Here is a 24,157-nt window from a genome sequence, read left to right on the forward strand (position 1 = left end):
CGGGCGGGGCCTTTCGTGGCACTGTCCGAAGTGGACCGGCGGTCGAGGGCGCCCTCCAGCGCCGGGCGCAGCAGCATCGCGTGTTCGCCGAGCTGGCTGCCGCTGGACCGCCGCCTTCGCACGGCTGAGACCAGTGCGGACCGTGCGCGCGCCGGCGACCAGGACTTCGGTTACCTGCTGCGCAACGCCGTGGTCGGCGACCGCTGGGCGCGCAAGCTGCACGAGACGTACGAGGCCCGGCTGGACGAGGTCGAGGCGGCCGCGCTGACCGGCGCGGTGCAGGCCGCGCTCGAGGCCAACCTCGACCAAGCCGGCCGCCCCCGCGTCCGAGCTGGCGCTGGCCACCGTGCGCGGTTCCTGCCCACGGAGTGAGCCGGCTCAGCCGGTGCCGCATCCCACCTGGGTGGCGGTCAGGTCGGGGCCGGCGACGGTGATGCCGCCGGTACGGACGAACTGGCCCTCGGCCGTCAGCGCCGCGATCGTCGTGCAGGCGATCTGGCTCAGGCCGTCCGTGCTCAGCTTCCGCAGCGGGTAGGGCACGGTGACCGTCGGGGTGCCGTCGGCGGAGGTGATCTCGACCTGCGGGCTGACGCCGGTGGGCAGCTGCGAGACGTAACCCGACTTCTGCTCTTCGTCGCTCGGCCCGGTGAAGAGCTGCGCCAGCGCGACCTCCGGGGTCCTCGTCCCCGGCCACGAACGTTGCACGGGGGCGAGCTGCCCGTCCAGCAGGAAGTACAGCGTCAGCAGGTCGAACCGGGAGCCGGACACCGCCGGCGCGGGCCCGGCCGGGATGACGCCGGTGGGCTGGACGCCGCAGCCCGCGGCCAGCAGCGCGACGGCGGCCAGTGCGGTGAGTGTCCTTCTGCGCAGCTTCATCGAGGCTCCGGGGGACGGGCGCGGCGCGGCAGGCGCAGCACGAACCGGGCGCCGTCGAGGGTGTTGCCCGCCTCGATGTCGCCGCCGTGCAGGCGCGCGTTCTCGCGGGCGATCGACAGGCCGAGCCCGCTGCCTTCGGACCGGGCGCGCGAGCTGTCCGCCTTGGTGAACCGGTCGAACACGTGCGGCAGCACCTCGGCCGGGATGCCGGGGCCGTGGTCGGTGACCGCCAGCGTGACCGTCGTCCCGTCGCTGCCCAGCCGGACCTCGACCGGCGGCTCGCCGTGGCGCAGTGCGTTGCCGACCAGGTTGGCGACCACGATGTCGAGCCGCCTCGGGTCGAGCGTCGCGACGATGCCGGCGGGCAGGTCCGTCACGATGCCGTCCGCGGCGGACCAGCCGCGGGCGCCGATGCTGTCGGCCACCGCCGTGGCCACGTCCCACTCGTCCAGCCGCAGCTCGGCGCGGCCGGCGTCGAACCGCGAGATCTCGACCAGGTCCTGCACGAGCCGGGTCAGCCGCCGGGTCTCCGCCGACACCAGCCGCGCGGCGACGGCGGTGTCCGCGGGCAGCTGCTCGGCGTCCTCGTCCAGCACGTCGGTGACGGCGTTCATCGCGGCCAGCGGCGTGCGCAGCTCATGGGAGACGTCGGCGACGAACCGGCGTGCGTCCGCCTCCATCGCCCGCAGCGAGCCGACGGTCCGCTCCAGCTCGGCCGCGGTGCTGTTGAACGTGGTGACCAGCTCGGCCAGCTCGTCGGAGCCCTTCGCGGGCAGCCGGACGTCGAGCTGGCCGTGGCCGAGCTTGCGGGCCGCGGTGTTGAGCGCGCGCACCGGCCGCAGCACCTGCCGGGCCGCGAGCAGCGCCAGCGCCACCGCGATCGGCAGCGCCAGTGCCGCCGTCTGCCAGGCCCGGACGGCGAGCTGGTTGATCGAATCCTCCTGCGCGGTCAGCCAGACCCACGCGTAGACCTCGACGCCGGTGTGCTCCGTCGCGCCGGCGGCGGTCTGCTCCAGCACCGGCATGCCGATGAACAGCATCGGGATCCCTTCCTCGGTCACCCGCTGGAACTGGACGGTCTCGCCGGCGGCCACGGCCCGGCGCAACTCGGCCGGCACGGCCTGCGGCGTGAAATTGCTGCCCCCGGTCAGATCCCGGTAGACGACGATGGGGTTGCCCTTGAGGTTCTTCAGATTGTTCGCGAACCGGTCGAGCTGCGCCTGGTCCGGGGGCAGCCGGAGCTGCGGGAGGTAGACGGTGACTTGATCGCGCAGCTGGGTCATCGCCGGGTCCTGCACCCCGGACAGGATAGTGGTGCGGGCCGACACGTAACTCGCGCCCGCCGCCGCGGCCGCGCCCACCAGCGTCATCGCCGCGAACGAGAGCACCAGCCGGGGCCGCAGCCCGGCCAGCCACTGCCGTAACCGGTGGGCTTTCACCAGCGGCGCCGGTTCACGAGCGGCCGAAGCGGTAGCCGAACCCGCGCACGGTCTGCACGTGGTCCGGCCGGGCCGGCACGTCCTCGATCTTCGAGCGCAGCCGCTGGATGCAGGCGTCCACCAGGCGGGAGTCGCCGAGGTAGTCGTGCTCCCAGACGGCCGTGAGGATCTGCTGGCGGCTGTGCACCTGCCCGGGCGTGCGCGAAAGCTCCAGCAGCAGCTTCAGCTCGGTGGGGGTGAGCGCGACCGGCTCGCCGCGTTTGGTCACCTGCATCCCGGCGCGGTCGATGACCAGGTCGCCGTGCTGTTCGGCGTCCTTCTCGCGGGCGTCGTGGTCGGCGGTGGCGCGGCGCAGCACGGCCCGGATCCGCGCGTCCAGCACCCGCGGCTCGACCGGCTTGACCACGTAGTCGTCGGCGCCCGCCTCCAGCCCGGCGACGATGTCGAAGTCGTCGCTGCGGGCGGTGAGCATGATGATCGGGATCTGCCCGGCGGCCCGGATCCGGCGGCAGGTCTCGAACCCGTCCATGCCGGGCAGCATCAGGTCCAGCACCACGATGTCCGGCCCCCGTTCGGCCACGATCTCCAGGCCCCGCTCCCCGGTGCCGGCCGTGTGCACGGTGTGGCCCTGGCGGCGCAGGGCCAGCTCCAGTCCCTCGCGCACGGACGCGTCGTCTTCGATCACCAGGAGCTCCACCACCCGGCACATTATTCGGAACGGCGGGTTCCGGAGCCAACCGGGGCGGTTCTGTAGCGAAACCATGACACTGCTCTGACGGGACCGAGAAAAGCCGCGCCGAGACTCGCGGACATGGTTGTGATGTTCTCCGAAACACCTTCGGCCACCTCGTCCACCGCCCCGCGCCACGCACTGGTGACCGCGGCCGCGTCACGGACCGTCCTGCTGATCGCCGCCGCGGCCGGCTGCGCGGTGGCGTTCGTCGTGGCGTACCTGCTTTTCGTGCGCACGGCTTCGGGGCAGCAGGCGGAAAACGGCGTGGTGCGCAGCGCCCAGTCCAGTCGCCGGTCCACTGTGGACTGGGCTGCCCCGTTGCAGCACGCCGACCTGGTGGTCGCGCTCGGCGGGGTCGCGGTGCTGGTGCTGGCCATCGCGCTGGCGCGCCGCCGCTTCGCGCTCGGGGTCACCGCGCTGGTGCTGCTGGGCACCCCGATGCTGGCCGCGCAGCTGCTCAAGATCTACGTGCTCGACCGGCCCGGCCTGAACGACGGGTCGGCGGTCGCGAGCCACAACAGCTTCCCGAGCGGGCACGTCAGCGCGGCCACGGCGGTGGTGCTCGCGCTGGGCGTGGTGCTGCCCGCCCGGTTCCGCACCTGGGTGCTCGCCGGGGGTTCGCTCGGCGTCGCCTGGGTCGCCGCGGCGACCGTCGCGCTGGGCTGGCACCGGCTCTCCGACACCGTCGGCGGCTGCCTGCTGGTCGCCGCCGTGGTGTGCGCCGGCGCGGCGGTCGTCTCGGCCCGCCGCCCGGACGCCACGGGGGTGGCGCCGGTCCCGGTGCTGGTCACGCTGCTCGCGCCGTCGGCCCTCGTGCTGGGCGGCTACGCGGTGCTGGCCACCGCCACCTCGGCCGCCGCGCAGTTCGTCGCCGCCATGGTGCTGGCCGCGGCCTGCTCGGCCGCGGTGGTCCTGCTCGTCGCCGGCCCGCTCCGGCGCGTCAACTTCGACCCGGCACGCGCGGGTTCGCGGCTGAGCCGCTGACCGGCGCCGCGCTATCGTCACAGGCGCGGAGTGAGGTGAGGAGAAGTGGACGCGCGGCAGCTGGAGTACTTCCTCGCGGTGGTGGACCACAGCGGGATGAACCGCGCCGCGTCGGCGCTCCACGTCGCGCAGCCCTCGTTGTCGCAATCGGTCCGGGCGCTGGAACGCGACCTGGGCACCGCCCTGTTCGACCGCGTCGGCCGCCGGCTGGTGCTCACGCAGGCGGGCCACGCGCTGATCGAGCCCGCGCGCCAGGTGGTGCGGGGGCTGGCGGCCGCCCGGGCCAGCGTGGACTCGGTGGCCGGGCTGGAGGTCGGCCGGGTCGAAGTGGCCGCGATGCCGTCGCAGGCGGTCGAGCCGCTGGGCGGGATGATCCGCCGGTTCACCCGCCGCCACCCCGGCCTGTCGGTGGCCGTGCGCGCCGCGTTCACCCCCGCCGAGGTGCTCGCCCTGGTGCGCGGCGGCGCCACCGAGATCGGGCTCGCCGCCGGGCCGGAGCCGCTCACCGCGGCCGGGGTCGAGGTCGTCCCGCTGGGCCGGCAGCGGTTCGTGCTGGTCGCGCCGGCCGGCGCGCCGTTCGACGGGACCGTGGTGCGCCACGGGGACCTGGCCGGGCAGCGGATGATCGTCGGGCAGCCCGGCACCGGGATGCGCCGGCTGGTCGACGACCTCCGCGCGGGCGGGGTGGACCTGGTCGACGTGGTCGAGACCGAGCACCGCGAGGCCATCCTGCCGCTCGTGCTGGGCGGCGTGGGCGTCGCGCTGCTCGCCGACTCGTGGGCGCCGCTGGCCGAGCGGGCCGGGGCCCGGGTGCTCGACCTCGACCCGCCCGCGTACCTGCACCTCGCGCTGCTGCACCGCGCCTCGGGGCTGACCCCGCCGGCGCAGGCCTTCCTCGCCTGCGCGAGGGACTGATAGGCCCGGCCGATAAGCCGGGCCGTGATCAGGTCTTGGACGCCGCCCGGCCCGCGCTGGTGGCATGGGGGCATGACCAACCACCGCATCGCCCTGATCCCCGGTGACGGGATCGGCCGCGAGGTGACCCCGGCGGCGTGCGCCGTGCTCGACGCGGTCGGGGCCCGCCACGGCATCACCTTCGCCTACGACGAGTTCGACTGGTCCTGCGCGCGTTACCTCGCCGAGGGCGCGATGATGCCCGCCGACGGGCTCGACCGCGTCCGCCACCACGACGCGATCTTCCTCGGCGCCGTCGGGCAGCCCGGCGTGCCCGACCACGTTTCGTTGTGGGGCTTGCTGATCCCGCTGCGCCGCGGCTTTCGCCAGTACGTCAACCTGCGGCCGATCCGCGTGTTCGAAGGGGTCGAGAGCCCGGTGCGCGCGGCGCGGCCCGGCGAGGTGGACCTGGTGGTGGTGCGGGAAAACGTCGAGGGGGAGTACAGCGAGATCGGCGGCCGGCTGAACCGCGGCTTCCCGGACGAGCTGGCCGTGCAGGAGGCGGTGTTCACCCGCGCCGGCGTGACTCGGGTGGTCGACTACGCGCTGGGCCTCGCCGAACAGCGCGGCGGGCGGCTGACGTCGGCGACGAAGTCCAACGGCATCGTGCACACCCTGCCGTTCTGGGACGAGCTGGTGGCCGAGCGCGCCGCCGCCCGGCCCGGGGTGGCGGTCGAGTCCGAGCACATCGACGCGCTCGCCGCGAAGCTGGTGCTGGACCCGGCGCGGTTCGACGTGATCGTCGGGTCGAACCTGTTCGGCGACATCCTGAGCGACCTCGCGGCCGCCGTCGCGGGCGGCATCGGCATGGCGCCCGCGGCCAACATCAACCCCGGGCGCGAGCACCCGTCGATGTTCGAGCCGGTGCACGGGTCCGCGCCGGACATCGCCGGGCGCGGGATCGCGAACCCGGTCGGCGCGATCTGGACCGCCGCGATGCTGCTGGCGCACCTCGGCCACGCCGACGCCGCCGCCGAGGTCGAGTCGGCGATCGCGGACGTGTTCGCGAAAACCGCGCTGCGGACGCCGGATCTGGGCGGCAGCGCCACTACCGTTTCGTTCACCCGCGCGGTGCTCGACGCCGCCGGGGTGGGCTGAGGTGTTGTCCGAGCCGGAGGTGTGCCGATGAGTGTCCCGCTGCCCAGTCCGTTCGAGCACCGGACGGTGGACGCCTGCGGTGTGCGGATCCACTGCGCGATCGGCGGTGAGGGCCCGCCTTTGCTGCTGCTGCACGGATATCCGCAGACGCACGTGATCTGGCACCACGTCGCCCCGGTGCTCGCGCGGCGGTTCACCGTGGTGGCCGCCGACCTGCGCGGCTACGGCGACAGCGACAAGCCCGCGCCCGGCCCGGACGACGCCGAGTACGCCAAGCGCGCGATGGCCGCCGACCAGGTGTCGCTGATGCGGGAGCTGGGCTTCGAGCGGTTCGCCGTGGCCGGGCACGACCGCGGCGGCCGGGTCGCGCACCGGATGGCGCTCGACCATCCCGCCGTCGTCAGCCGGCTGGCGGTGCTGGACATCGTGCCCACGCGGCACACCTTCGCCCACGCCGACGCCGCGTTCGGCCTCGGTTACTACCACTGGTTCTTCCTGGCCGCGGGCCACGGGATCCCGGAACGCCTGATCAGCGGCGACCCGGAGTTCTGGATCCGCGCGCGGATGGGCGCCCGGCACGCCGGCGGCACGGCGTTCGACCCCGCGGCGCTGGACGAGTACGTCCGCTGCTTCGACCCGGCCGCGATCGCGGCGTCCTGTTCGGACTATCGCGCGGCCACCTCGATCGACCTGCGCCACGACGACGCCGACGCGGCGGCGGGCCGCCGGATCACCGTGCCGCTGCTGGCTTTGTGGGGCGAGCGCAGCTTCGTGGGCCGCAGCTACGACGTGCTCGACGTCTGGCGTGGTTATGCCGCCGACGTGCGTGGTCGCGCGTTGGCTTCGGATCACTACCTGCCGGAGGAGGCGCCGGTGGACGTCGCGCGGGAGTTGGTGGAGTTCTTTGGCTGAGCGGGGGTTCAGTGCGTCGGATTGCTGCGCGGCTTGATCCGCATGGTGAGTGGCGCCGGTGCGACGTGTTCGAGGTCTGGCGTGGTTATTCCGCCGACGTCCGCGGCCTCGGACCAATACTTGCCGGAGGAGGCGCCGGTGGACGTCGCGCGGGAGTTGGTGGAGTTTTTTGGCTGAGCGGGGGGCTCACCGTGCCGGATTCCCCCGCGGCCGGATCCGCACGGCGGGCAGCACCGGCGCCGGGATGCGCGGCGCGCCCGGCACCTCGGGGATCGCGCCGAACTGGTCCGACCCGGACTGCCAGGCTTCGCGGAAGGCGACGACTTCCTCGTGCGTGCGGGCCACGAAGTTCCACCACATCAGGATTTCCTCGCCGAACGGCGGACCGCCCAGCACCAGCACGCGCGCCGGGCCCTCGCCGGTGTTGGCCAGCTCCAGCTTGGCGGCGCCGGCGTCGAGGAAGCCCAGCTCGGTGCCGGCCAGTGCGGTGCCGGCGAAGGTGACCGACCCGGTGTCGACCAGTACGCCGTGCTCGAACGCCGGGTCGGCGTCAAGCGTGAGGCGCGCGCCCGGATCGAGGGTCAGCTCCGCGCCGAGCAGCGGTGTGAACGTCTCCACCGGCGAGGTCTCGCCCGCGAGCGTGCCGAGGAAGACCCGCGCGGTGGCGCCGTCGAGAACGGTGACCGGCGGGACGTGGTGCTGGAAGCCGCGGGCGGCGTGCCGGTGCTCGCCGGGCAGCGCGACCCAGAGCTGGACGCCGTGCAGCGTCGTGGTTTCCGGCGTGGAGACCTCGGAGTGGCAGATGCCGTGCCCGCCGGTCATCAGGTTCAGCTCGCCGGGCCGGACCATCGCGTGGGAGCCGAGGCTGTCCCGGTGCTCGATCTCGCCCGCGAAGAGCCAGCTGACGGTCTGCAGCCCGGTGTGCGGGTGCGAGCCGACGGCCATGCCGCCCGAAACGCGCGTGTCGTCCGGGCCGTAATGGTCGGCGAAGCACCAGGCGCCGATGAGGGAACGGCGGCGCTGCGGCAGCGTCCGGCGCACCGACATCGCCCGCACCCCGCCGAGCGGCACCTCGCGGGCCTCGAGGACCTGGACCCGGCCCGCTTCCCCGGCGGGGCCGGCGCCGCAGGTCAGCTCGCCGGGCGCGGCTTCGATGTTGCTCATCGCGGTGGACCTCCGGTGGTTGTCACGGCCTCGGCGATCACGTTAGCCGGAACTCCGATAATGGCGGCATGAGCGTGGTGTTCGTGGACGGGTGGTACGGGCCGGATCCCGGCGACTGGCAGTCGGTGTGGGCGGATCGGCTGCCCGGTTCCTCGCGGGTGCTCCAGGACGACTGGGAGCACCCGGAGCGGGCGGGCTGGGTGGCTCGGCTGGACGAAGCCGTCGCCGCGCTCGCGGAGCCGCCCGTCCTGGTGGGGCACAGCCTGGGGGCGCTGACCGTGCTGCACTGGGTGGCCGCCGGCGCCGCCCGGCCGGTGCGGGGCGCGCTGCTCGTGACACCCGCCGACGTCGAGGAAAACCAGGAGCCGGCCCTCGCCGGCTTCGCCCCGATCCCGCGCGGGCGGCTGCCGTTCCCGTCGATCCTCGCCGCCAGCGCGAACGACCGGTGGATGTCGCCGGCCCGCGCCGCGTACTTCGCCGCGCAGTGGGGCGCCGAGTACGTGTCGATCGGCGAGGTCGGCCACCTGACCGGCGCGTACGGGCCGTGGCCGGACGGTGAGCCGTTGCTGGCTGGTCTCAGCGGAGGGCGAGCAGCCAGTCCAGCGTGACCGGGACGGTTTCGAGGATCGAGATGTGACCGTCTCGGGGACGGAGCCACAGCTCGGCGTTCGGCAGGCCGCGCAGGAGCGATTCGGCGTGGGAAGCGGGGATCACGCGGTCCGCGCCGCCCTGGGCGAGCAGCACCGGGGCGGTGACGGCCGCCGGCTCGAAGCCCCACGGCGAGGTGAACGCGACGTCGTCGTCCGCCTGGGCCTCGGCGCTCCCGCCGGCCGCGCCGGCGTCCTGGCCCAGCGAGGCCCACGTCGTCTCCAGCGCTTTCCAATCGACGGGGAGGAACTGGTCCTCGTTGAACTCGGCCGCCTCGCCGTGGGCCAGCCTCGCTTCCCTGCCTTCGCGGCCCGCGCGCGGCCCGCCGTCGTCGATCATGCCCGCGTACCAATCGAATTCCTCGGTGTACGGCGCCGGGCTCGCGTAACACGTCACGCCCGAAACCCGGTCGGGCAACAGCGCGGCGCACGCCAGCGCGTGCGGCCCGCCACCGGACGCGCCCATCGTCGCGAACCGGCCGACGCCGAGCGCGTCGGCGAGCTGCCGGACGTCGTCGGCCGCCGACGCGACGGTGCGTCCCGGCTGAACCGCCGAACCGCCGTAACCGGGGCGGCCGTAGGAGATCACCCGGATGTCCCGCGCGTCCGCGGCCTCGACCAGCGGGGGCAGCAGCGCCCCGGTCTGCGGCGTGCCGTGATGCCACACCACGGTCAGCGCGGCGCCGCGGCCGGTGTCGTGGACGCGCAGCGCGCGGCCGTCGGCCAAGGTCAGATCCCGAGTGGTCCCCATGGCGGCGATCGTAGCCACGGGGCTCGTGAGTGGCTACGACGGTGAGAACCGCCCGGAACACTCACGAGCTGTTCCACGCCTGGAAAACCAGGGCCGGATGGGCCAGCAGGTCCACCGCGGTCCGGCCGAGCGCCGCGGCGGCCGCCAGCAGGACGGTGCGCCCGCGCGGGGACGCCGCGGCGGCGGCGAACTCACGCGGGCGATCGGCGTGCCCCGGGTCGACGATCGCGATCAGCGGCCGGATGGACGGCACCCGGATACTCACCTCGCCGATCGCCGAGCCGCCCGCGAAAACCCCGGGGTCCGGCGGGGTCGAGTGGATCCCGCACGCGGCGAGGTGCCGGCTGAACCGCCCGGACAGCACGGGGTTGTCGCGAAAGTGCGAGCCGGCGTCCAGCTGCTCGACGACGGCCTTCGCACCGGTGGCCAGCGCCGCCCCTTCGGCGCACGCGGTCACGTCGGCCGTCAGCCGGTCGAGTTCCGCCGTGGTCCGGGCGTGCAGCCCGAACCGCCCCTCGGCCAGGTCCGGCACGACGTCGGTGGTCTCGCCGCCGCGCGTGACGATGCCCTGCACACGCGCGCCCGGTGGCAGCCGCGAGCGCAGGGCCGCCACCCCGGTGAACGCCTGGATCAGCGCGGCGAGCGCGTCGATGCCCGGCTCCGGGGCGGCCAGGCCGGCGCCGCGGCCGTGGAACGTCAGCCGCAGCTCGGCCCGGGCGGCCAGCGGGGTCCACGTCCAGGAGTGCGCGCCCGGGTGGAACACCAGCGCCGCGTCGGCCTCGTCGAATACGCCGGCCCGGGCCGGGGCGGTCTCGTCGGCCGGGCAGCCGACGACCAGCAGCGACCCGGGGTCGCCGCCCAGCACCCGGCGCGCGGCCAGCGCCGCGCCGAGCCCGGCCGCCGCGACGAGGTTGTGTCCGCGCGCGTGGCCCAGGCCGGGCAGCGCGTCGTACGCCAGCAGCAGCGCGACGCACGGACGCCCGGCGCCGTACCGCGCGGTGAAGGCCGTCGGCACGCCCGCGACGCCGTGTCTGACGTCGAACCCCTCGGCCGCCAGCTCGGCCGTCAGCCGCTTCACCGCTTCGTGCTCTTCACCAGCCAGCTCCGGGTTGGCGTGCAGCTCGCCGGCGAGCGACCACAGGCGCTCGTCCAGACGCTCAATCTCCTGGTCCACCCGCTCGTGGCGGGCTTCGTCGGGCTCCATGCGCGGCTACATACCCACCCGCGGGCCGTTTTGACCGCGACCAGTGGGTAATTCGACCGTGGGCGTGAGGGTTCCGGTGGGGAATTCTCGATGCCGACAACGACGGGCGAACCGGGACGGAGCAGCCATGACAGCGGGGACTTACCGGGTGGTGCCGGCCGAGGTGTCGTCGATCGTGAAGAACGTGGAGGGCCTCGGCGCCTCCGCCCTCTCGGCGACCCGCGACCTGGAGACGCTGGTGATCGACGCGCTGTCGTTCGCCGGCATCGGCAGCGGGGTCGCCGCGGCGAATTCCACGCTGCAGTCCCAGATCGGCTCCGCGCTGGGCAAGCTCGTCAGCCTGATCGGCGAGGTGAACGGCAAGGTCCAGACCGCGGCCAACGGCTACACCGACGCCGACAGCGCCGTCGCCGAGGGCTTCGGCGGCGGGACCCGGACCGCGCAGGCGGCCACTCCGGCTACCGGCGGGGGCGCCGCCGCACCGGCCGCCGCGCCGACGCAGCTCGACTCCCGCGTCGTCGACTCGATCATGCAGTCCGAGGGCGCGACCGGCGAGCAGGGCGGGGTGCCCGAGGCCTACGGCTTCCGGCAGAACATGCACAACGGCTACGACCAGATCATGGCCGCCCGGCAGCAGTACGGCATCGGCAGCGCCGAGGAGCACGCCGTCGTCGCGGACCTGATGACCGGCAACGCCCGCCAGGCCGGCGCGCTCAACTTCACCGACCCCGGCACGCAGGCCGCGGTCATGTCCGGGGCGCACATGCGGGGCGCGGGCGGCGTCCGCGCGATCCTGAACCACATGGGCGGCGCGGACATCGTGCAGAGCGCGCGGACCCTCGACCCGGCCGCGGTGCAGCAGATCCAAGGCCTCTCGCCGCAGGAGTTCCAGCAGCAGTTCCACGACGCCCGGATCGAGTACGACCAGCAGGTCTACGGCGGCACGACCACCCACCAGGGCGGCCACACCGCGAACTGGTGGGACCGCTACGGCAACGGCCTCACCCAGCGCTACGACCGGGAGCAGCAGGAGTTCCTGGGCTTTTCCCAGCCCCGGCACTAGCCCGCTCAGCGCTCGCCGCAGCCGCTCGGACACCGGTCCGGGCAGCTACCGGCTTTCGTCGCCCAGCGTCGGCAAGTGGCCGGAAAAGTCGTCGGCCAGCCGGGTGAGCAGGCCGCGCTTCTCGAGCCCGTTCACGTGCCGGGTGACGTGCAGGCCCACCACCTGCATCCGGGCGGCGATTTCGCCGACGCGCAACGGCTGTCCGGCCAGCTGGAGGGTGGCGAGCACGGTCATCGCGGGCCGCTCCAGCGTGAGCCCGGCGGCTGCGAGCGCTTGCTCGAAGGGCGCCCGCGGCTCAGCCATCGCGAGCGTCCGGAAGCGGAGGCTCGCGCCCGGCATATTCCGCCTGCCGTGGTCAGCCCAGGAGGAGAACCATGACCAGGACCGTGCTCGTTTCGGGGACCGGCATCGCCGGCCCCGCCCTCGCGTACTGGCTGAACCGGTACGGCTTCGAGGTCCGCGGCGGCGGCTACCCGATCGACATCCGCGGGACGGCGGTCGAGGTCGTCCGCCGGATGGGCCTGCTGCCCGAGGTCCGGGCCACGACGTCGAGCTGCGCCGCGGTGACCTGACCGGCCTGCTGTACGGCGCACGACCACGAAACCGGGGTCGACGTGACCTTCCGCAGCGCCGGCAGCGCACCTTCGACCTGGTGATCGGCGCCGACGGGCTGCGCTCCCACGCCCGAAGCCTGTTCTTCGACGTGGTCAGCCAGATCCACCTGCCGGCGTGGTCGAAGGGACGGGTCGCGCTCGTCGGCGCCGTTTGCCCCCGCCGGGACCGGACCCGGCGTGCCGATCAGGCCGAACGGGACGGGTGCCTGACCTCGCGGACCATCTCCAGCGCGGGCCGCGGGTACCGCACGGTGCCCGCCGCGGCGAACCCGTGCCGCCGGTAGAGCGCGATGGCCGCCTCGTTGTCGTCGAACACCTGCAGCCGCAGCCGCCGGGCGCCGCAGCTCAGCGCCCAGCCGGCGACGGCCTCGATCAACGCGTCGCCGACGCCGTGCCCGCGCGCGAAAGCCGCCACGTACATCGAATGCAGGCTCACGGTGGCGTTTTCGTCGGGCACGGTGCCGCTGGCCATCCCGGCGTCGTGCCCGCCGACCTCGGCCAGCACGTTGAACGGCAGGTCGAGCAGCCGCTGCCGCCAGCGCGCCTCGGTGTCACCCTCGCCCTGCCACTCCGCCAGCCGCGCGCCGAACGCGTGCGGTGCCTCGCCGAGCGCGATGAGCCGCAGCGCCCGCCAGTCGGCCCAGTCGTCCACCGTGAGTTCCCGGATGACCGTCATACCCCCACGATCACCCGGGAAAGCGGGGCTGGGCAAGGGAGTTTCGGGCCGGCTGGTTCGCCACGCCGAGCCCGAGGAACTCGAATCGGCTCAGCTCGCCTTCAGCCGCCCGACCGGCAGACTGCCTGGCACGACAACCCGGGCAGCATGCACGCCTGGAGCGTGCAATGCAGCGCAAAGCCGGTCACTGAACTGCGGCGACGCCTGATCCACTTCCTGCCCGCCAGAGCGAAGTGTATAACGCCCTATACAGTACTACGACCGCCGCGCCTCCGGTCAGGCCGGTTCGGTCGAGCTGCCGAGGGTGATAAACGTCTTGGTGCCCATCACCCCGCCCGAGCTGCGGATGGCGTCGATGACCTCGCGCAGGTGCGTCACGTCCTTCGCGCGGATGTGGCACAGGGCGTCCGGGTCGCCGGCGATCAGGTAGACGGCCTGGACCTCGGGCAGGTCGAGGGCGAGCCGTTCGATGTCCGGTGGGCGGGTGCGGCCGGTGTAGCGCAGCTCAGTGAACGCTTCGATGCTCCAGCCGAGCTTCGTGTAGTCCACTTTCGCGGTGAAGCCGGTGATCACGCCGGCGCTCTGCAGCCGGTCCACGCGGCGCTTCACCGCGGGCAGCGAGAGGCCGACCTCGGCCGCCATGTCGGCGTACGACCGGCGGCCGTCGAGCCGCAGGAAGCCGATCAGCCGCAGGTCGATGTCGTCTACCGCGCTCATCGAGCCTCCGCGCAAGAAATCGAACAGGACCGTCGTTCCACGTTACATAGTTGCGTGCCACCCGTCGGAGTGAACACGGATCTTGCACCGTGAGAAAGTGTCGGTTCTGCTGTGTGCCACCCCACAGGTCCCCGAGCGAGAGGAGCGCCACCGTGCTCACGGAACCGGTTTCGCTGGACGACAAGTACGTCGCCGACCACGGGCGGGCGCTGATGTCCGGGGTGCAGGCGCTCGTCCGGCTGGTGCTGGAGCAGCGGCGGCTCGACGGGGCGCGCGGCCTCGACACCCGGGCGTTCGTCTCGGGCTACCAGGGCTCGCCGCTGGGCGGGCTCGACCAGGAGCTGGGGCGGGCCAAGCGGTTCCTCGACCCGGCCGGCGTGGTCTTCCGCCCCGGGGTGAACGAGGAGCTGGCCGCCACCGCGGTGGCCGGCACGCAGCTGCTCGGCAACGTGCCGGGCCGGCGCCACGCCGGGGTCACCGGCTTCTGGTACGGCAAGAACCCGGGCCTCGACCGCGCGGCCGACGCCATCCGCCACGGCAACCTGGCGGGCACGGCGAGCCTCGGCGGCGCGGTGGCGTGGATCGGCGACGACCCGGCGTGCAAGTCCTCGACCGTGCCCAGCTCGTGCGAGCCGATGGCGCAGAGCCTGGTGATGCCGCTGCTCGCGCCGGGCAGCGTGCCGGAGATCATCGAGTTCGGCCTGCACGCGGTCGCGCTTTCGCGGGCGAGCGGGTTGTGGACCGGGCTGAAGATCGTGGCGGACATCGCCGACGCGTCGGCCACCATCGACGTCGGCGCCCTGCGCCACGGCATCCCGATGCCGCCGGAAACCCAGCGCCCGACCGGGCCGGCGCTGGTCGGCGCCCCGGCGCTGGACGCCGAGCACGACCAGCTGACCCGCCGCCTCGAGCTGGCCCGCGCGTACGCCCGGGAGACCGGCCTGAACCGCGTCACCTTCTCCGCCCGCGCGCCGAAGCTGGGCGTGCTCGCGTCGGGCACCGGGTACGCCGTGCTGCAGCGGGCGGTGCAGGACCTGGGGCTCGACGAGGCCGCGATGGACGCGCTCGGCCTGCGGCTGATCCGCTTGGCCATGCCTTACCCGATCGACGCCGGTGCGCTGGCGGAGCTCACCGAGGGCCTCGACGAGGTGCTGGTGGTCGAGGACAAGGTGCCGTTCCTCGAAGGGCACCTCAAGGAGGCGCTCTACCGACGGCCCGGCGCGCCGAACGTCGTCGGCCGCCGCGACGAGAACGGCCGCCCGCTGCTCACCGCGCGCGGCCAGCTCGGTGCCGAGGACGTCGCCCGCGCGCTCGCGAAGCGGATCGAGGCCGTCGTGGGGCCGGACCGGCTGCCGCGGGCGGCCACTGTCCACTTGGGTGCGATCGCGCCGCCGCGGCCCGCGCGGATCGCCCTGCCGACGGCGACCGCGCCGCGCACGCCGTTCTTCTGCTCCGGCTGCCCGCACAACGTTTCCACGCGCACCTCGGACGACACGCTGGTCGGCGTCGGCATCGGCTGCCACGCCATGGTGGCGATCGACGGGGCGGGCCGCGGCCACCAGGTCGGCCTCACGCAGATGGGCGGCGAGGGCGCGCAGTGGCTCGGGCTCGCGCCGTTCACCGACGACCCGCACTTCGTGCAGAACCTCGGCGACGGCACGTTCCACCACTCCGGCTCGCTCGCGATCCGCGCGGCCGTGGCTGGTGGCGTAACGATGACGTACAAGCTGCTCTACAACGACGCCGTCGCGATGACCGGCGGGCAGCGCGCCGAAGGCCGGATGGACGTCCCCTCGATCACGCGGCTGCTGGCCGTCGAGGGCGTGCGCCGGATCGTGGTCACCACGGACAGCCCGGCGGACTACCGCGGCATCACGCTCGACCCGATCGCCTCCGTGCGCCATCGTGACGATTTCGCCGAGGTGGAGGCCGAGCTGTCCGCGACCGAGGGCGTCACCGTGCTGATCCACGACGACCGGTGCGCGGCCGAGGAGCGGCGGCTGCGCAAGCGCGGCCAGCTGCCCACCCCGGCCGAGCGCGTGGTCGTCAACGAGCGCGTGTGCGAGGGCTGCGGTGACTGCGGCGACGTGTCCACCTGCCTTTCGGTGCGGCCGGTCGACTCGGAGTTCGGCGCCAAGACGCGGATCCACCAGTCCTCCTGCAACAGCGACTTCACCTGCCTCAAGGGCGACTGCCCGTCGTTCCTGCTCGTGACGCCGGGCGCGCCGCGGCGGCGCGAGGCGCCGGAACTGCCGGTGGCGCTGTCCGATCCGGCGTCACGTCTGTCCGAAGTGGACAGCGTGCTGCTGCGGATGCCGGGGGTCGGCGGCACCGGCGTGGTGACGATCTCGCAGGTGCTCCAGATGGCCGCGCACCTCGACGGCCGGTTCGCGGCCGGGCTGGAGCAGACCGGGCTGGCGCAGAAGGGCGGCCCGGTCGTCTCCGACGTGCGGATCTCCAAGACCCCGCTGGTCGGCTCGCTGCGCGCGTCGCGGGCCACGGTCGACGTGCTGGTGGGCTTCGACCTGCTCGGCGCCGCCGACGCGGGCAACCTCGCCACCGCGCGCGCCGGGCACACGGTCGCCGTGGTGAACACCGCGGTGGTGCCGACGGCCGCGATGGTCACCCACCGCGTCGTCCTGCCGGGCTCGCCGGACGACGCGCTGGAGCAGATCGCCGCCGTCACCGCGGACCTGCTGCCGCTGGACGCGAACCAGCTGTCCGAGACGCTGTTCGGCGACCACATGCCGGCCAACATGCTGCTGATCGGCGCCGCCTACCAGCACGGCGCGGTGCCGATCTCGGCCGACGCGATCGAGGCCGCGATCCGGCTCAACGGCACGGCCGTCGACAAGACCCTGGCCGCGTTCCGCTGGGGCCGCGCCGCGGTGCTCGACGCGGCTGCCGTCCGGGAAGCCATCGCCGCGCCGGCAGTGGCGCCGGTCGAGGTCGGCGCCGTCGCCGCGTCGATCGCTTCCGGTGATCTGGAGGCCGTGCTGGCGCCGCGGGTCGCGGACCTGATCGGCTTCCAGGACGAGGCGCTGGCCCGCCGGTACGCCGCCGAGGTCCGCCGGGTCGCCGCCGAAGCGGCCGGGCGCACGGACGAGGAGACGGGCGCGCGGATCGGCACGGCGTTCGCGAAGGGCCTGCACAAACTGCTGGCGTACAAGGACGAATACGAGGTCGCGCGGCTGCACCTCGACCCGGTGGAGCGGGCTCGCCGTGAAGCGGAGTTCGGCACCGACGCGGACGTCGCCGTGCTGCTGCACCCGCCCGTGCTGCGCGCGATGGGGATGAAGCGCAAGATCCGCCTGCGCGGCCGCACGGCCACGGTCGCCTTCCGGGCCCTGCGCGGCGCGCGCCGGCTGCGTGGCACGAAGGCCGACGTGTTCGGCTACGCCCGCGTCCGCCGCGTGGAGCGCGCGCTGCCAGGGGAGTATCAGCACCTCGTCGACCGCGCGCTGGCCCACCTGGACGAGAAGACCGCCGAAGCCGTCACGGAACTGGCCGCGCTGCCCGACGCCGTCCGCGGGTACGAGGACATCAAGCTGGCCGCCGTGGCGCGGTTCCGGGAGCGCGCGGCGGAGCTGCTGGAGACGATCACGGCCTGAGCCGCCGTCGCGTCCACAAAGGACGCGGGACCCGCGGTGGCGGGCCCGGGCCGGGGGTGCGAGGCTCCTGCCGGAGATCGACGACGGTGAGGTGGGCGTGAACGCTCTGGCGCGCGGCGGCGGGATGCTCGCCGTCATCCTGGTGGTGGTCGGCGGGACGGCGGGGATCGGCGCGGCCGTCGGGCTCGGCGGGACGATGATCCTGTCCGGGCTGACCGCCCTGTTCTGCTTCATCGCGGCGAACGGCGGGCCGTTGCGGCCCGACCTGCGGCTGCTGGCGGTGTTCGCGCCCGCGGTGATCGTCGGCGCGGCCGGGCCGAGGCTGCTCGGCCAGTTCTCGGTGGTGGCGGCGGTGGCGCTGCTGACGCTGGTGGTGTTCGTGTCCGCGCTGCTGCCCGCGCTCGGCGCGCGGTTCGTGACGGTCGGGCTCGGCCTGGGCATGGCGTCGGTGTTCGGCTACGGCTTCCAGCTGACCGGCTCCGCGAGCACCGCGCAGATCATCGGGGCGCCCGCGCTCGCCGTGGCTGTGGTGTTCGTGCTGCGGCTGCTGATGGGCCTCGGCGACCCCGGCAAGCCGACCCGCGCCGCGCTGGCCGACGCGCTGGCCGGCCCGGACTCCGGCAGCGCCGAGCGGGCGACCCGGCTCTGGCTGGCCGACCGGCCGCGCGCCTGGCAGGCCCGGGTGCTCGGCGCGGGGCTACGCGCCCACGGCACCACCGCGGTGCTGGGCGACCGGCTCCGCGCGCTGGACCCGGAGCCGTCCGAAGCGGTCACCGCCGTGCTCGCCGCGGCCAAGGAGGAGCTGGCGCGGATCGCCGAAGCCGTCCGCGAGAAGAACGCCCCGGCCGAACTCGCCGCGGTCACCCGCGTCGAGGTGACCGTGGACCTGCCGGGCGAGACGCGCCGGCTGATCGACGAGCTGTGGACCGCGGTCGAGGCCGTGCACGCGGCGGCCGCCGTCCGGGATGAGTCCACTGTGGACTTCCCGCGCCACCTCGTCGAGGAAGCCGTGCGGCACGAGGCGGCCGGTGCGCTGTCGTGGCGCTCGGCCCAGCTGCGGCACGCGGTCCGGTGCGCGCTGGGCATGCTGGTCGCGGTCATCGTGGCGAGCCTGCGGCCCGGCGACCCGCTCACCGTGTCGTTCCTGATGACCACGTACGCGATCATGCAGCCGGAGTGGCGCGACACCCTGTCGAAGGCCTGGCAGCGAGGCGCGGGCGCGGTGGCCGGCGCCGTGGTGCTCGCGCTGGTGCTGTGGCTGCTGCCGCATTCGGCGCTGCTGCCCGTCGGGCTCGTCGCGCTGCTCGTCGGATTCCCGTTCATGCAGACGAAACCCATGGTGTTCAACGGGTGCATCGTGCTGATGAGCGTCGGGGTGAACGCGACCACGCGGCACCTCGACGCGGTGTCGGTGCTCGTGGAGTACCTCCTGCTGGTGCTGCTGGCCGTGGTGATCGGCCTGCTGTTCGGCTTCGCCGCCGTGCCGGGGGTGCCGAAGCCGTCGGTGGCGCGGCGGTTCGCCGACGCCACGGCCGCGATGGGCGACCTGCTCACCGCCGTCGCGTCCCGGCTGCGCGGCGAACCACCGGCGCAGCGGGAGCTGGGCCTGCGGTTCCGCGCCGCCGTGCGCACACATCAGGACCTGCTCAGCCCGGAAGCGGGCAGCCGTCAGCCGGACGACGCCCAGCGCGAAGCCCTCGACGAGGCGGCCGACGGGCTGCGCGGGCTCGCGTCGTCCGCGGGCGCCATGCTGCGCGGCGGCTCGGCCGGGCTGGCCGCGTTCGCCGAAGGCGCCGCCCGCGCGCTGGCCGACGGCACTGCGCCGCCCGCGCTCCCGGAGCCCGCCGACGACGAGCAGCGCCTGGTCGCGGACCTGATCCTCGCCGACGTCCTGCGGGTGCAGCACGCCCGGCCGGTGCTCGCGCCCCAGTCGTCGTAACGGCATGATCTTGGCGGATGGGGGACCGGTCCCGGTTTCGCGGCTTATGGTCGGCCTGTGACGGAAGAGGGAACGGTCCACCTGGGCCCGTACGCGCTCGAGTCGATGATCGGCGCCGGCGGTATGGGCGAGGTGTGGCGGGCGCGCGACACCGAGCACGACGACCGGCTCGTCGCGCTCAAGCTGCTGCCCTCCGGGCTCGCGCTGGACCCGGCGTTCCGGGCGCGGTTCCGCCGTGAGTCGAAGCTGGCGGCGGCGCTGCGCAGCCCGCACGTGGTGCCCATCCACCGCTACGGCGAGGTCGACGGGCGGCTGTACCTCGACATGGAGCTGGTCGGCGGCCGCGATCTGTCCACTGTGCTCATCGAGGACGGGCCGCTGCCGCCCGCCCGCGCGGCCTCGGTGGTGGACCAGCTGGCCGGCGTGCTCGACCTGGCCCACGGCGACGGTCTCGTGCACCGCGACCTCAAACCGTCCAACGTGCGGGTCCTCGACGACGATTTCGTGTACCTGTTCGACTTCGGCATCGCGAGCCGCCCGGACCTCACCGCGACCGGCGGGTCCCGGATCACCGGGACGCCGGACTACATGGCGCCCGAACAGTTCGAGACCGGGCCGGTCGACCACCGCGCCGACGTCTACTCGCTGGCTTGCCTCTTCTACACCTGCCTCACCGGCCGCCCGCCGTTCGTCACGGGCAGCCTCCCGGAAGCGATGCGGGCCCACCTCGACCAGCCCCCGCCGCGACCCGCCGCCGAACACCCGTTCCTCCCGCCGGAGTTCGACGCCGTGGTCGCCACCGGCATGGCGAAACGGGCTGAAAACCGTTACGCCACAGCGGGTGCGCTGGCATCAGCGGTCCGGGCGGCACTGTCCGGGACCGCGGCGCCGACGGTCGCGCCGCCATCGGGTCAGCCCGATGCCGGACCCGATGCCGGACCCGGAGCGGTGCCGCCGGTCCGCAGGCTTCAGCCCACCCGCAGCGACGGCTTCGCACCGGGTGGCAGCTTCGGGGCTGGGAGCCCTGGCGCGCCCGCGCCCCGCGGTGGGCCTGGGAGTGCTGGCGGGGCTGGGAATGCTGGCGCGCCCGCGAACGGCGGTGAGCCTGGGAACGCTGGTGGGCCTGGGGGTGGCGGTCCGCCCGGGGGCGCTGGTGGGCCTGGGGGTGGCGGTCCGCCCGGGGGCGCCGGTGTGCCTGGGAGTGCTGGCGGAGCTGGGAATGCTGGCGTGCCCGCGAACGGCGGTGTGCCCGCGAACGGCGGTGGGCCCGCGAATGCCGGTGGGCCTGGGAGTGCTGGTGGGGCGGGGAGCGCTGGCGTGCCCGTGCTCGGCGGTGTGCCCGGGAGTGCTGGTCTGCCTGGGGGCACCGGTGGGCCTGGGAGTGCTGGCGGGGCTGGGAATGCCGGCGTGCCCGTGCCCGGCGGTGTGCCCGGGAGTGCTGGTCTGCCTGGGGGCGCCGGTGGGCCTGGGAGTGCTGGCGGGGCCGGGAATGCTGGCGTGCCCGGGACCGGCGGCGGCAATCAGTGCTTCGCGCGCAGTGGCGGCTCCGGGCCCGGGCTCGGGAACGTCGGCGGCCCCGGGAACAGTGGCGGGCCGAGCCGTGAGGGCGGGCCCGCGCGTCGTCGGCTCCGGGTCGTCGCGCTGGTCGCCGTGGTGCTGGTGCTGGGTGGCGGGATCACGGCCGCCGCGGTGGCCGGGCAGTCTCGGCAAGTGGCGGGCACGGCTGTGCCGGTCGCGTCGGGGGCGTCCGCCGGAACACCGTCGGCAGGGAGCCCGCCCGCGGAATCGCCGGTTGCGAAGCCGAAGCCGGCGGTCCTGCCGCCGCTGCCTGCCGGGACCGTGAGCAGTGTCCCGGTCGGCCAGGCGCCGTTCGGGCTGGCCGTGGCGCCCGATGGCCGGCGGGTCTACGTCGCGGACGAGGGTGGCGGGACCGTCAGCGTCGTCGACGTGGCCACGAGCGCGCGCGTCGCGACGATCCCGATGCCCGGCAACCCCTCCGGCGTGGCCTTCACCCCCTCCGGCGACGCGGCGTGGATCGCTGTGCCGCAAGGGTTGCAGCAGATCGATACCGCGACGGCCACCGTCCTGCGGACCGTGCCGCTGCAGGCCCGCGCGTACTCGATGGCGATCTCCGCCGACGGCCGGTTCGGCTACACGGCGCTGCAGCGCGACGGGCTCGTGGTGGAGGTCGACCTGCGCGCCGGCGTGGTCACCCGGCGGTACCCGATCACCTCGCCGGACTTCGTCGCGCTGTCACCGGACGGGACCACCCTCGCGGTGACCAGCTTCGACGACCCGAACCTGGTCCTGCTCGACCGCGCGGACGGCCACGTCGCCGCCACCGTTCCGGTGGGCGGCCCGGCTTTCTCGCCGACATACAGCCCGGACGGCCGGCACCTGTACGTCGCCGAAGCCGATCGGCCCCAGGTGGATCTGGTCGACGTCGCCTCGCACAGCGTCACCGGGACTGTCACGTTCGACAAACCGGCCGTCAACGTCGCTTTCGCACCCGACGGCCGGACCGCCTACGCCCACGGCGAGGGCAACGTGCTGACGATCATCGACGTCGCCACCGGCAAGACACGCGGGACCCTGCCGGTGACGGCGGACAACTCGGCCTCGGTCGCGCTCGCGCCGGACGGGAGCCGCGCGTACGTGGTCGACCAGGACCGCGGGGTCCTGCTCGTGGCGGCGCTGCCCGCGGGCAAGTGACTCAGGCGACGTACACGTGCACGCCGAGCCCCGCCAGCTCGCGCCGCTGGTCTTCGGGAGCCGACTCGTCGGTGACGATGGCGCCGAGGTCGTCCGCGGCGCACACGTGGGCGAGCGCGGCGTGGCCCCATTTCGAGCCGTCCGCCGCGAGGATCGACCGGCGCGAGATGGCGAGCGCCTGCTGTTTCACCTCGGCGTCGCTGAGGTCGAACGCGGTCAGGCCCGCGTCGAGGCTGAAGGCGCACGCACCCAGCACCGCCACGTCGAACCGCAGCGACCGCATCGACGCCAGCGCCAGCGGGCCGGCCAGCGCCAGCTCGCCGGGGCGCGGTTCGCCGCCGGGCAGCAGGATGCGGACACTCGGCGCGTCGACGAGCGCGAGCGCGGCGTGCAGCGAAAGCGGCATCACCGTCACCGGCCGGTCGCGCAGCCACTTCGCGACCTCCAACGCCGTGGTGCCGCTGTCGAGGAGCACGGTTTCGCCGTCGGAGATCATCGACGCCACCAGCGCGGCGATCGACTGCTTGGTGTCGGCGCCGGTCGCCAGCCGCGCGTCGAACGGCGGCTCCACCCCCGTCGGCACCACCGGGACGGCGCCGCCGTGCACCCGCCGCAGCACGCCGTGCGCGGCCAGCACGTCGAGATCCCGCCGCACGGTCATCTCCGACGCGCCGGTCGCCTGCGCCAGATCGGCCACCGCGACCTGCACGGATCCCCGCAGCCGCTCGACGATGACCTGCCGGCGTTCAGCACTTCTCATGCGTTCATACTCGCACGCCACGATGGTCGTTCGCACACTCCTGGTGTGCTAACGCCCACCTCAGAACTTCACGTAGTCCGAAAGGATCGGGAACTTGCCGGCCAGCTCGTAGTCGCCGATGAGGGCGTTCTTCACGTCGAGCGAGTCGTGCGAGCCGAACGTCCTGGCGTTGCGCCAGAACCGGTCGAACCGGTAGCGGTTGGACGTGCTGCGCGCGCCGGTGAGGTCGTGCAGGCGCGAGGAAACGTCGAGGCCCGCGCGGGTGCTGGCGACCTTCGAGCGGAACCCGCGGATGCCCATCTCCCCGGCGTCCACGGGCGGGTCTTCCAGCTCGGCGGCGGTGGCCACCATCAGCGCGCGTCCGGCGGCCAGCTCGCTCGACATCTCGCCGAGCTGCCGGTGGATCAGCGGGTCGGCGGCCGCCGACCCGAACCTCGGCATGCTCGGCCGGTCCAGCTCGCGCAGATAGCCGACGGCCGCCTCGAACGCGCCTTCGCCGATGCCCTGCAGGATCGCCGCGTGCAGGAGCATCACCGCGCACAGGAAGTACGGGTCCGGCTCGTGCGAAGCGAAGTGCCAGCCGTCGGGCACGAACACGTCGCGGTAGACGATGGTCTGGCTGAAAGTGCCGCGCTGGCCCATGTTGTCCCAGTCGCCGCGGGCCTCGAGCGCGGGATCGTCGAGCCGGATCAGCGCGTGGTGGCGGGCGCTCGCGCCGTCCGGGCCGGCCAGCGCGAAGCTGACGCAGGCCAGGTCGCGGCCGCCGCCCCCGCTGTCGGTGTTGAACGTCTTGGTGCCGCTGACGACCAGGCCGCCGTCCACCCGGCGCCCGGTCACCGGGCCGGTGCCGCCGGTCTCGGCGTTCGACGCGACGAGCCGGCGTCCTTCGTGCATCAGCTCGCCGGCCAGCTGCCGTTTGGTCCCGGCGTCGAGGTCCGAGCCGTACAGCTCGCGCGCGACCAAGGCCGTGGTGGCCCAGCACTGGCCGGTGGAGCCGTCGGCCGCGGCGATCTCCGTGATCGCCTCGACGGTCTCGCGCCAGCCGCCGTACGGGCCGCCGTCCCACAGCCCGCCGAACTCGGCCGGCACGCTGATCCGGTGCAGCCCGGCCTCGCCGAGCAGGCGCATGTTCTCCGTGGGGTCGGCGCCCTCGGCGTCGATGCGCGCGGCGTCCTTCGCCAGCCGCGGCCGCAGTTCGCGCGCCCGGTCCACGACCTCGCGGCCGGTCTGGGGCAGTCCGTCGGTCATCGGCTCTCCTCACGGATCTCGCCGCGGTCGTCGAAGACCCACGGCTCGGATTCGG

22 protein-coding genes are annotated in these 24,157 nt (G+C 74.1%); 11 read left to right on the forward strand and 11 right to left on the reverse strand.

Annotated elements, in window-relative coordinates:
- Nucleotides 1-15: 15 nt before the first annotated feature.
- Nucleotides 16-372, forward strand: coding sequence for a hypothetical protein (locus BMY97_RS12205; protein ID WP_091616882.1), 357 nt, complete (start codon nt 16-18; stop codon nt 370-372).
- A 6-nt stretch (nt 373-378) separates the two neighbouring features.
- On the opposite strand, the gene BMY97_RS12210 is transcribed toward BMY97_RS12205, so the two are convergent.
- The 3 genes from BMY97_RS12210 to BMY97_RS12220 are packed head-to-tail and all read right to left on the reverse strand — an operon-like array spanning nt 379 to nt 3,015.
- Nucleotides 379-876 carry a hypothetical protein gene (locus tag BMY97_RS12210; protein WP_091616883.1) on the reverse strand — a complete coding sequence of 166 codons (498 nt, stop codon included), beginning with the start codon at nt 874-876 and terminating at the stop codon, nt 379-381.
- Complete coding sequence (locus BMY97_RS12215; protein ID WP_245787278.1) at nt 873-2,315, reverse strand: sensor histidine kinase; 1,443 nt, start codon at nt 2,313-2,315, stop codon at nt 873-875. Before BMY97_RS12215 ends, BMY97_RS12210 begins: the two co-directional genes overlap by 4 nt.
- Nucleotides 2,316-2,328: 13 nt before the next feature.
- Nucleotides 2,329-3,015 carry a response regulator transcription factor gene (locus tag BMY97_RS12220; protein ID WP_091617100.1) on the reverse strand — a complete coding sequence of 229 codons (687 nt, stop codon included), beginning with the start codon at nt 3,013-3,015 and terminating at the stop codon, nt 2,329-2,331.
- A 111-nt stretch (nt 3,016-3,126) separates the two neighbouring features.
- Here BMY97_RS12220 and BMY97_RS12225 point away from each other — a divergent pair, with 111 nt between their 5' ends.
- The 4 genes from BMY97_RS12225 (at nt 3,127) to BMY97_RS12240 (ending at nt 6,996) form a co-directional block, all read left to right on the forward strand.
- Nucleotides 3,127-4,032, forward strand: coding sequence for a phosphatase PAP2 family protein (locus BMY97_RS12225; protein WP_091616884.1), 906 nt, complete (start codon nt 3,127-3,129; stop codon nt 4,030-4,032).
- A gap of 45 nt (nt 4,033-4,077) precedes the next feature.
- Nucleotides 4,078-4,947: a LysR family transcriptional regulator gene (locus tag BMY97_RS12230; protein ID WP_091616885.1), complete on the forward strand. Its 870-nt coding sequence runs from the start codon at nt 4,078-4,080 to the stop codon at nt 4,945-4,947.
- A gap of 72 nt (nt 4,948-5,019) precedes the next feature.
- Complete coding sequence (locus tag BMY97_RS12235) at nt 5,020-6,084, forward strand: tartrate dehydrogenase (RefSeq protein WP_091616886.1); 1,065 nt, start codon at nt 5,020-5,022, stop codon at nt 6,082-6,084.
- Between the two features lie 27 nt (nt 6,085-6,111).
- On the forward strand, nt 6,112-6,996 hold the full coding sequence (locus BMY97_RS12240) for an alpha/beta fold hydrolase (RefSeq protein ID WP_091616887.1): 885 nt from the start codon (nt 6,112-6,114) through the stop codon (nt 6,994-6,996).
- Nucleotides 6,997-7,182: 186 nt separating this feature from the next.
- On the opposite strand, the gene BMY97_RS12245 is transcribed toward BMY97_RS12240, so the two are convergent.
- On the reverse strand, nt 7,183-8,160 hold the full coding sequence (locus BMY97_RS12245; RefSeq protein ID WP_091616888.1) for a pirin family protein: 978 nt from the start codon (nt 8,158-8,160) through the stop codon (nt 7,183-7,185).
- A 68-nt stretch (nt 8,161-8,228) separates the two neighbouring features.
- Between BMY97_RS12245 and BMY97_RS12250 the strand changes: the two genes are divergently transcribed.
- Nucleotides 8,229-8,768 carry an RBBP9/YdeN family alpha/beta hydrolase gene (locus BMY97_RS12250; RefSeq protein ID WP_091616889.1) on the forward strand — a complete coding sequence of 180 codons (540 nt, stop codon included), beginning with the start codon at nt 8,229-8,231 and terminating at the stop codon, nt 8,766-8,768.
- Here the strand turns inward: BMY97_RS12250 and BMY97_RS12255 are convergent.
- Nucleotides 8,737-9,558, reverse strand: a complete 822-nt coding sequence (locus BMY97_RS12255; RefSeq protein WP_091616890.1) for an alpha/beta fold hydrolase — start codon at nt 9,556-9,558, stop codon at nt 8,737-8,739. The two genes, BMY97_RS12250 and BMY97_RS12255, sit on opposite strands and share 32 nt — an antisense overlap.
- Nucleotides 9,559-9,619: 61 nt before the next feature.
- The gene (locus BMY97_RS12260) at nt 9,620-10,762 is read right to left on the reverse strand and encodes a zinc-binding metallopeptidase family protein (protein WP_091616891.1); all 1,143 of its coding nucleotides are present in this window, start codon (nt 10,760-10,762) and stop codon (nt 9,620-9,622) included.
- Nucleotides 10,763-10,889: 127 nt separating this feature from the next.
- On the opposite strand from BMY97_RS12260, the gene BMY97_RS12265 reads away from it, so the two are divergent.
- Nucleotides 10,890-11,825, forward strand: coding sequence for a hypothetical protein (locus BMY97_RS12265; RefSeq protein WP_091616892.1), 936 nt, complete (start codon nt 10,890-10,892; stop codon nt 11,823-11,825).
- 45 nt (nt 11,826-11,870) lie between these two features.
- On the opposite strand, the gene BMY97_RS12270 is transcribed toward BMY97_RS12265, so the two are convergent.
- Nucleotides 11,871-12,128: a MarR family transcriptional regulator gene (locus tag BMY97_RS12270; RefSeq protein WP_245787279.1), complete on the reverse strand. Its 258-nt coding sequence runs from the start codon at nt 12,126-12,128 to the stop codon at nt 11,871-11,873.
- A gap of 71 nt (nt 12,129-12,199) precedes the next feature.
- Between BMY97_RS12270 and BMY97_RS12275 the strand changes: the two genes are divergently transcribed.
- A complete protein-coding gene (locus BMY97_RS12275; RefSeq protein ID WP_091616894.1) occupies nt 12,200-12,397 on the forward strand; it encodes a hypothetical protein in 198 nt (65 codons plus the stop codon).
- 226 nt (nt 12,398-12,623) lie between these two features.
- Here the strand turns inward: BMY97_RS12275 and BMY97_RS12280 are convergent, their stop codons facing one another.
- Nucleotides 12,624-13,115, reverse strand: coding sequence for a GNAT family N-acetyltransferase (locus BMY97_RS12280; protein WP_091616895.1), 492 nt, complete (start codon nt 13,113-13,115; stop codon nt 12,624-12,626).
- 276 nt (nt 13,116-13,391) lie between these two features.
- The gene (locus BMY97_RS12285; RefSeq protein WP_091616896.1) at nt 13,392-13,832 is read right to left on the reverse strand and encodes an Lrp/AsnC family transcriptional regulator; all 441 of its coding nucleotides are present in this window, start codon (nt 13,830-13,832) and stop codon (nt 13,392-13,394) included.
- 152 nt (nt 13,833-13,984) lie between these two features.
- Here BMY97_RS12285 and BMY97_RS12290 point away from each other — a divergent pair, with 152 nt between their 5' ends.
- The 3 genes from BMY97_RS12290 to BMY97_RS12300 all read left to right on the forward strand — a co-directional run bounded on the left by BMY97_RS12290 (nt 13,985) and on the right by BMY97_RS12300 (nt 22,094).
- On the forward strand, nt 13,985-17,443 hold the full coding sequence (locus BMY97_RS12290) for an indolepyruvate ferredoxin oxidoreductase family protein (RefSeq protein ID WP_245787280.1): 3,459 nt from the start codon (nt 13,985-13,987) through the stop codon (nt 17,441-17,443).
- 97 nt (nt 17,444-17,540) lie between these two features.
- Nucleotides 17,541-19,382, forward strand: a complete 1,842-nt coding sequence (locus tag BMY97_RS12295) for an FUSC family protein (RefSeq protein WP_091617101.1) — start codon at nt 17,541-17,543, stop codon at nt 19,380-19,382.
- Between the two features lie 57 nt (nt 19,383-19,439).
- Nucleotides 19,440-22,094: a protein kinase domain-containing protein gene (locus tag BMY97_RS12300; RefSeq protein ID WP_091616898.1), complete on the forward strand. Its 2,655-nt coding sequence runs from the start codon at nt 19,440-19,442 to the stop codon at nt 22,092-22,094.
- A 1-nt stretch (nt 22,095) separates the two neighbouring features.
- Here BMY97_RS12300 and BMY97_RS12305 read toward each other — a convergent pair whose 3' ends face one another.
- On the reverse strand, nt 22,096-22,854 hold the full coding sequence (locus BMY97_RS12305; protein ID WP_091617102.1) for a DeoR/GlpR family DNA-binding transcription regulator: 759 nt from the start codon (nt 22,852-22,854) through the stop codon (nt 22,096-22,098).
- Nucleotides 22,855-22,914: 60 nt separating this feature from the next.
- Complete coding sequence (locus BMY97_RS12310; RefSeq protein ID WP_091616899.1) at nt 22,915-24,102, reverse strand: acyl-CoA dehydrogenase family protein; 1,188 nt, start codon at nt 24,100-24,102, stop codon at nt 22,915-22,917.
- Nucleotides 24,103-24,157 lie beyond the last annotated feature (55 nt).

Source organism: Amycolatopsis saalfeldensis (assembly GCF_900110575.1).
GTDB classification, from domain to species: domain Bacteria; phylum Actinomycetota; class Actinomycetes; order Mycobacteriales; family Pseudonocardiaceae; genus Amycolatopsis; species Amycolatopsis saalfeldensis.

What these genes read in the sequence shown, in the direction of transcription:
- BMY97_RS12240 (WP_091616887.1), top strand. Translation starts at nt 6,112, where the DNA reads ATGAGTGTCCCGCTGCCCAGTCCGTTCGAGCACCGGACGGTGGACGCC.
- BMY97_RS12280 (WP_091616895.1), bottom strand. Translation starts at nt 13,115, where the DNA reads ATGACGGTCATCCGGGAACTCACGGTGGACGACTGGGCCGACTGGCGG.
- BMY97_RS12310 (WP_091616899.1), bottom strand. Translation starts at nt 24,102, where the DNA reads ATGACCGACGGACTGCCCCAGACCGGCCGCGAGGTCGTGGACCGGGCG.
- BMY97_RS12270 (WP_245787279.1), bottom strand. Translation starts at nt 12,128, where the DNA reads ATGGCTGAGCCGCGGGCGCCCTTCGAGCAAGCGCTCGCAGCCGCCGGG.
- BMY97_RS12255 (WP_091616890.1), bottom strand. Translation starts at nt 9,558, where the DNA reads ATGGGGACCACTCGGGATCTGACCTTGGCCGACGGCCGCGCGCTGCGC.
- BMY97_RS12210 (WP_091616883.1), bottom strand. Translation starts at nt 876, where the DNA reads ATGAAGCTGCGCAGAAGGACACTCACCGCACTGGCCGCCGTCGCGCTG.
- BMY97_RS12260 (WP_091616891.1), bottom strand. Translation starts at nt 10,762, where the DNA reads ATGGAGCCCGACGAAGCCCGCCACGAGCGGGTGGACCAGGAGATTGAG.
- BMY97_RS12245 (WP_091616888.1), bottom strand. Translation starts at nt 8,160, where the DNA reads ATGAGCAACATCGAAGCCGCGCCCGGCGAGCTGACCTGCGGCGCCGGC.
- BMY97_RS12235 (WP_091616886.1), top strand. Translation starts at nt 5,020, where the DNA reads ATGACCAACCACCGCATCGCCCTGATCCCCGGTGACGGGATCGGCCGC.
- BMY97_RS12265 (WP_091616892.1), top strand. Translation starts at nt 10,890, where the DNA reads ATGACAGCGGGGACTTACCGGGTGGTGCCGGCCGAGGTGTCGTCGATC.
- BMY97_RS12275 (WP_091616894.1), top strand. Translation starts at nt 12,200, where the DNA reads ATGACCAGGACCGTGCTCGTTTCGGGGACCGGCATCGCCGGCCCCGCC.
- BMY97_RS12285 (WP_091616896.1), bottom strand. Translation starts at nt 13,832, where the DNA reads ATGAGCGCGGTAGACGACATCGACCTGCGGCTGATCGGCTTCCTGCGG.
- BMY97_RS12250 (WP_091616889.1), top strand. Translation starts at nt 8,229, where the DNA reads ATGAGCGTGGTGTTCGTGGACGGGTGGTACGGGCCGGATCCCGGCGAC.
- BMY97_RS12225 (WP_091616884.1), top strand. Translation starts at nt 3,127, where the DNA reads ATGGTTGTGATGTTCTCCGAAACACCTTCGGCCACCTCGTCCACCGCC.
- BMY97_RS12305 (WP_091617102.1), bottom strand. Translation starts at nt 22,854, where the DNA reads ATGAGAAGTGCTGAACGCCGGCAGGTCATCGTCGAGCGGCTGCGGGGA.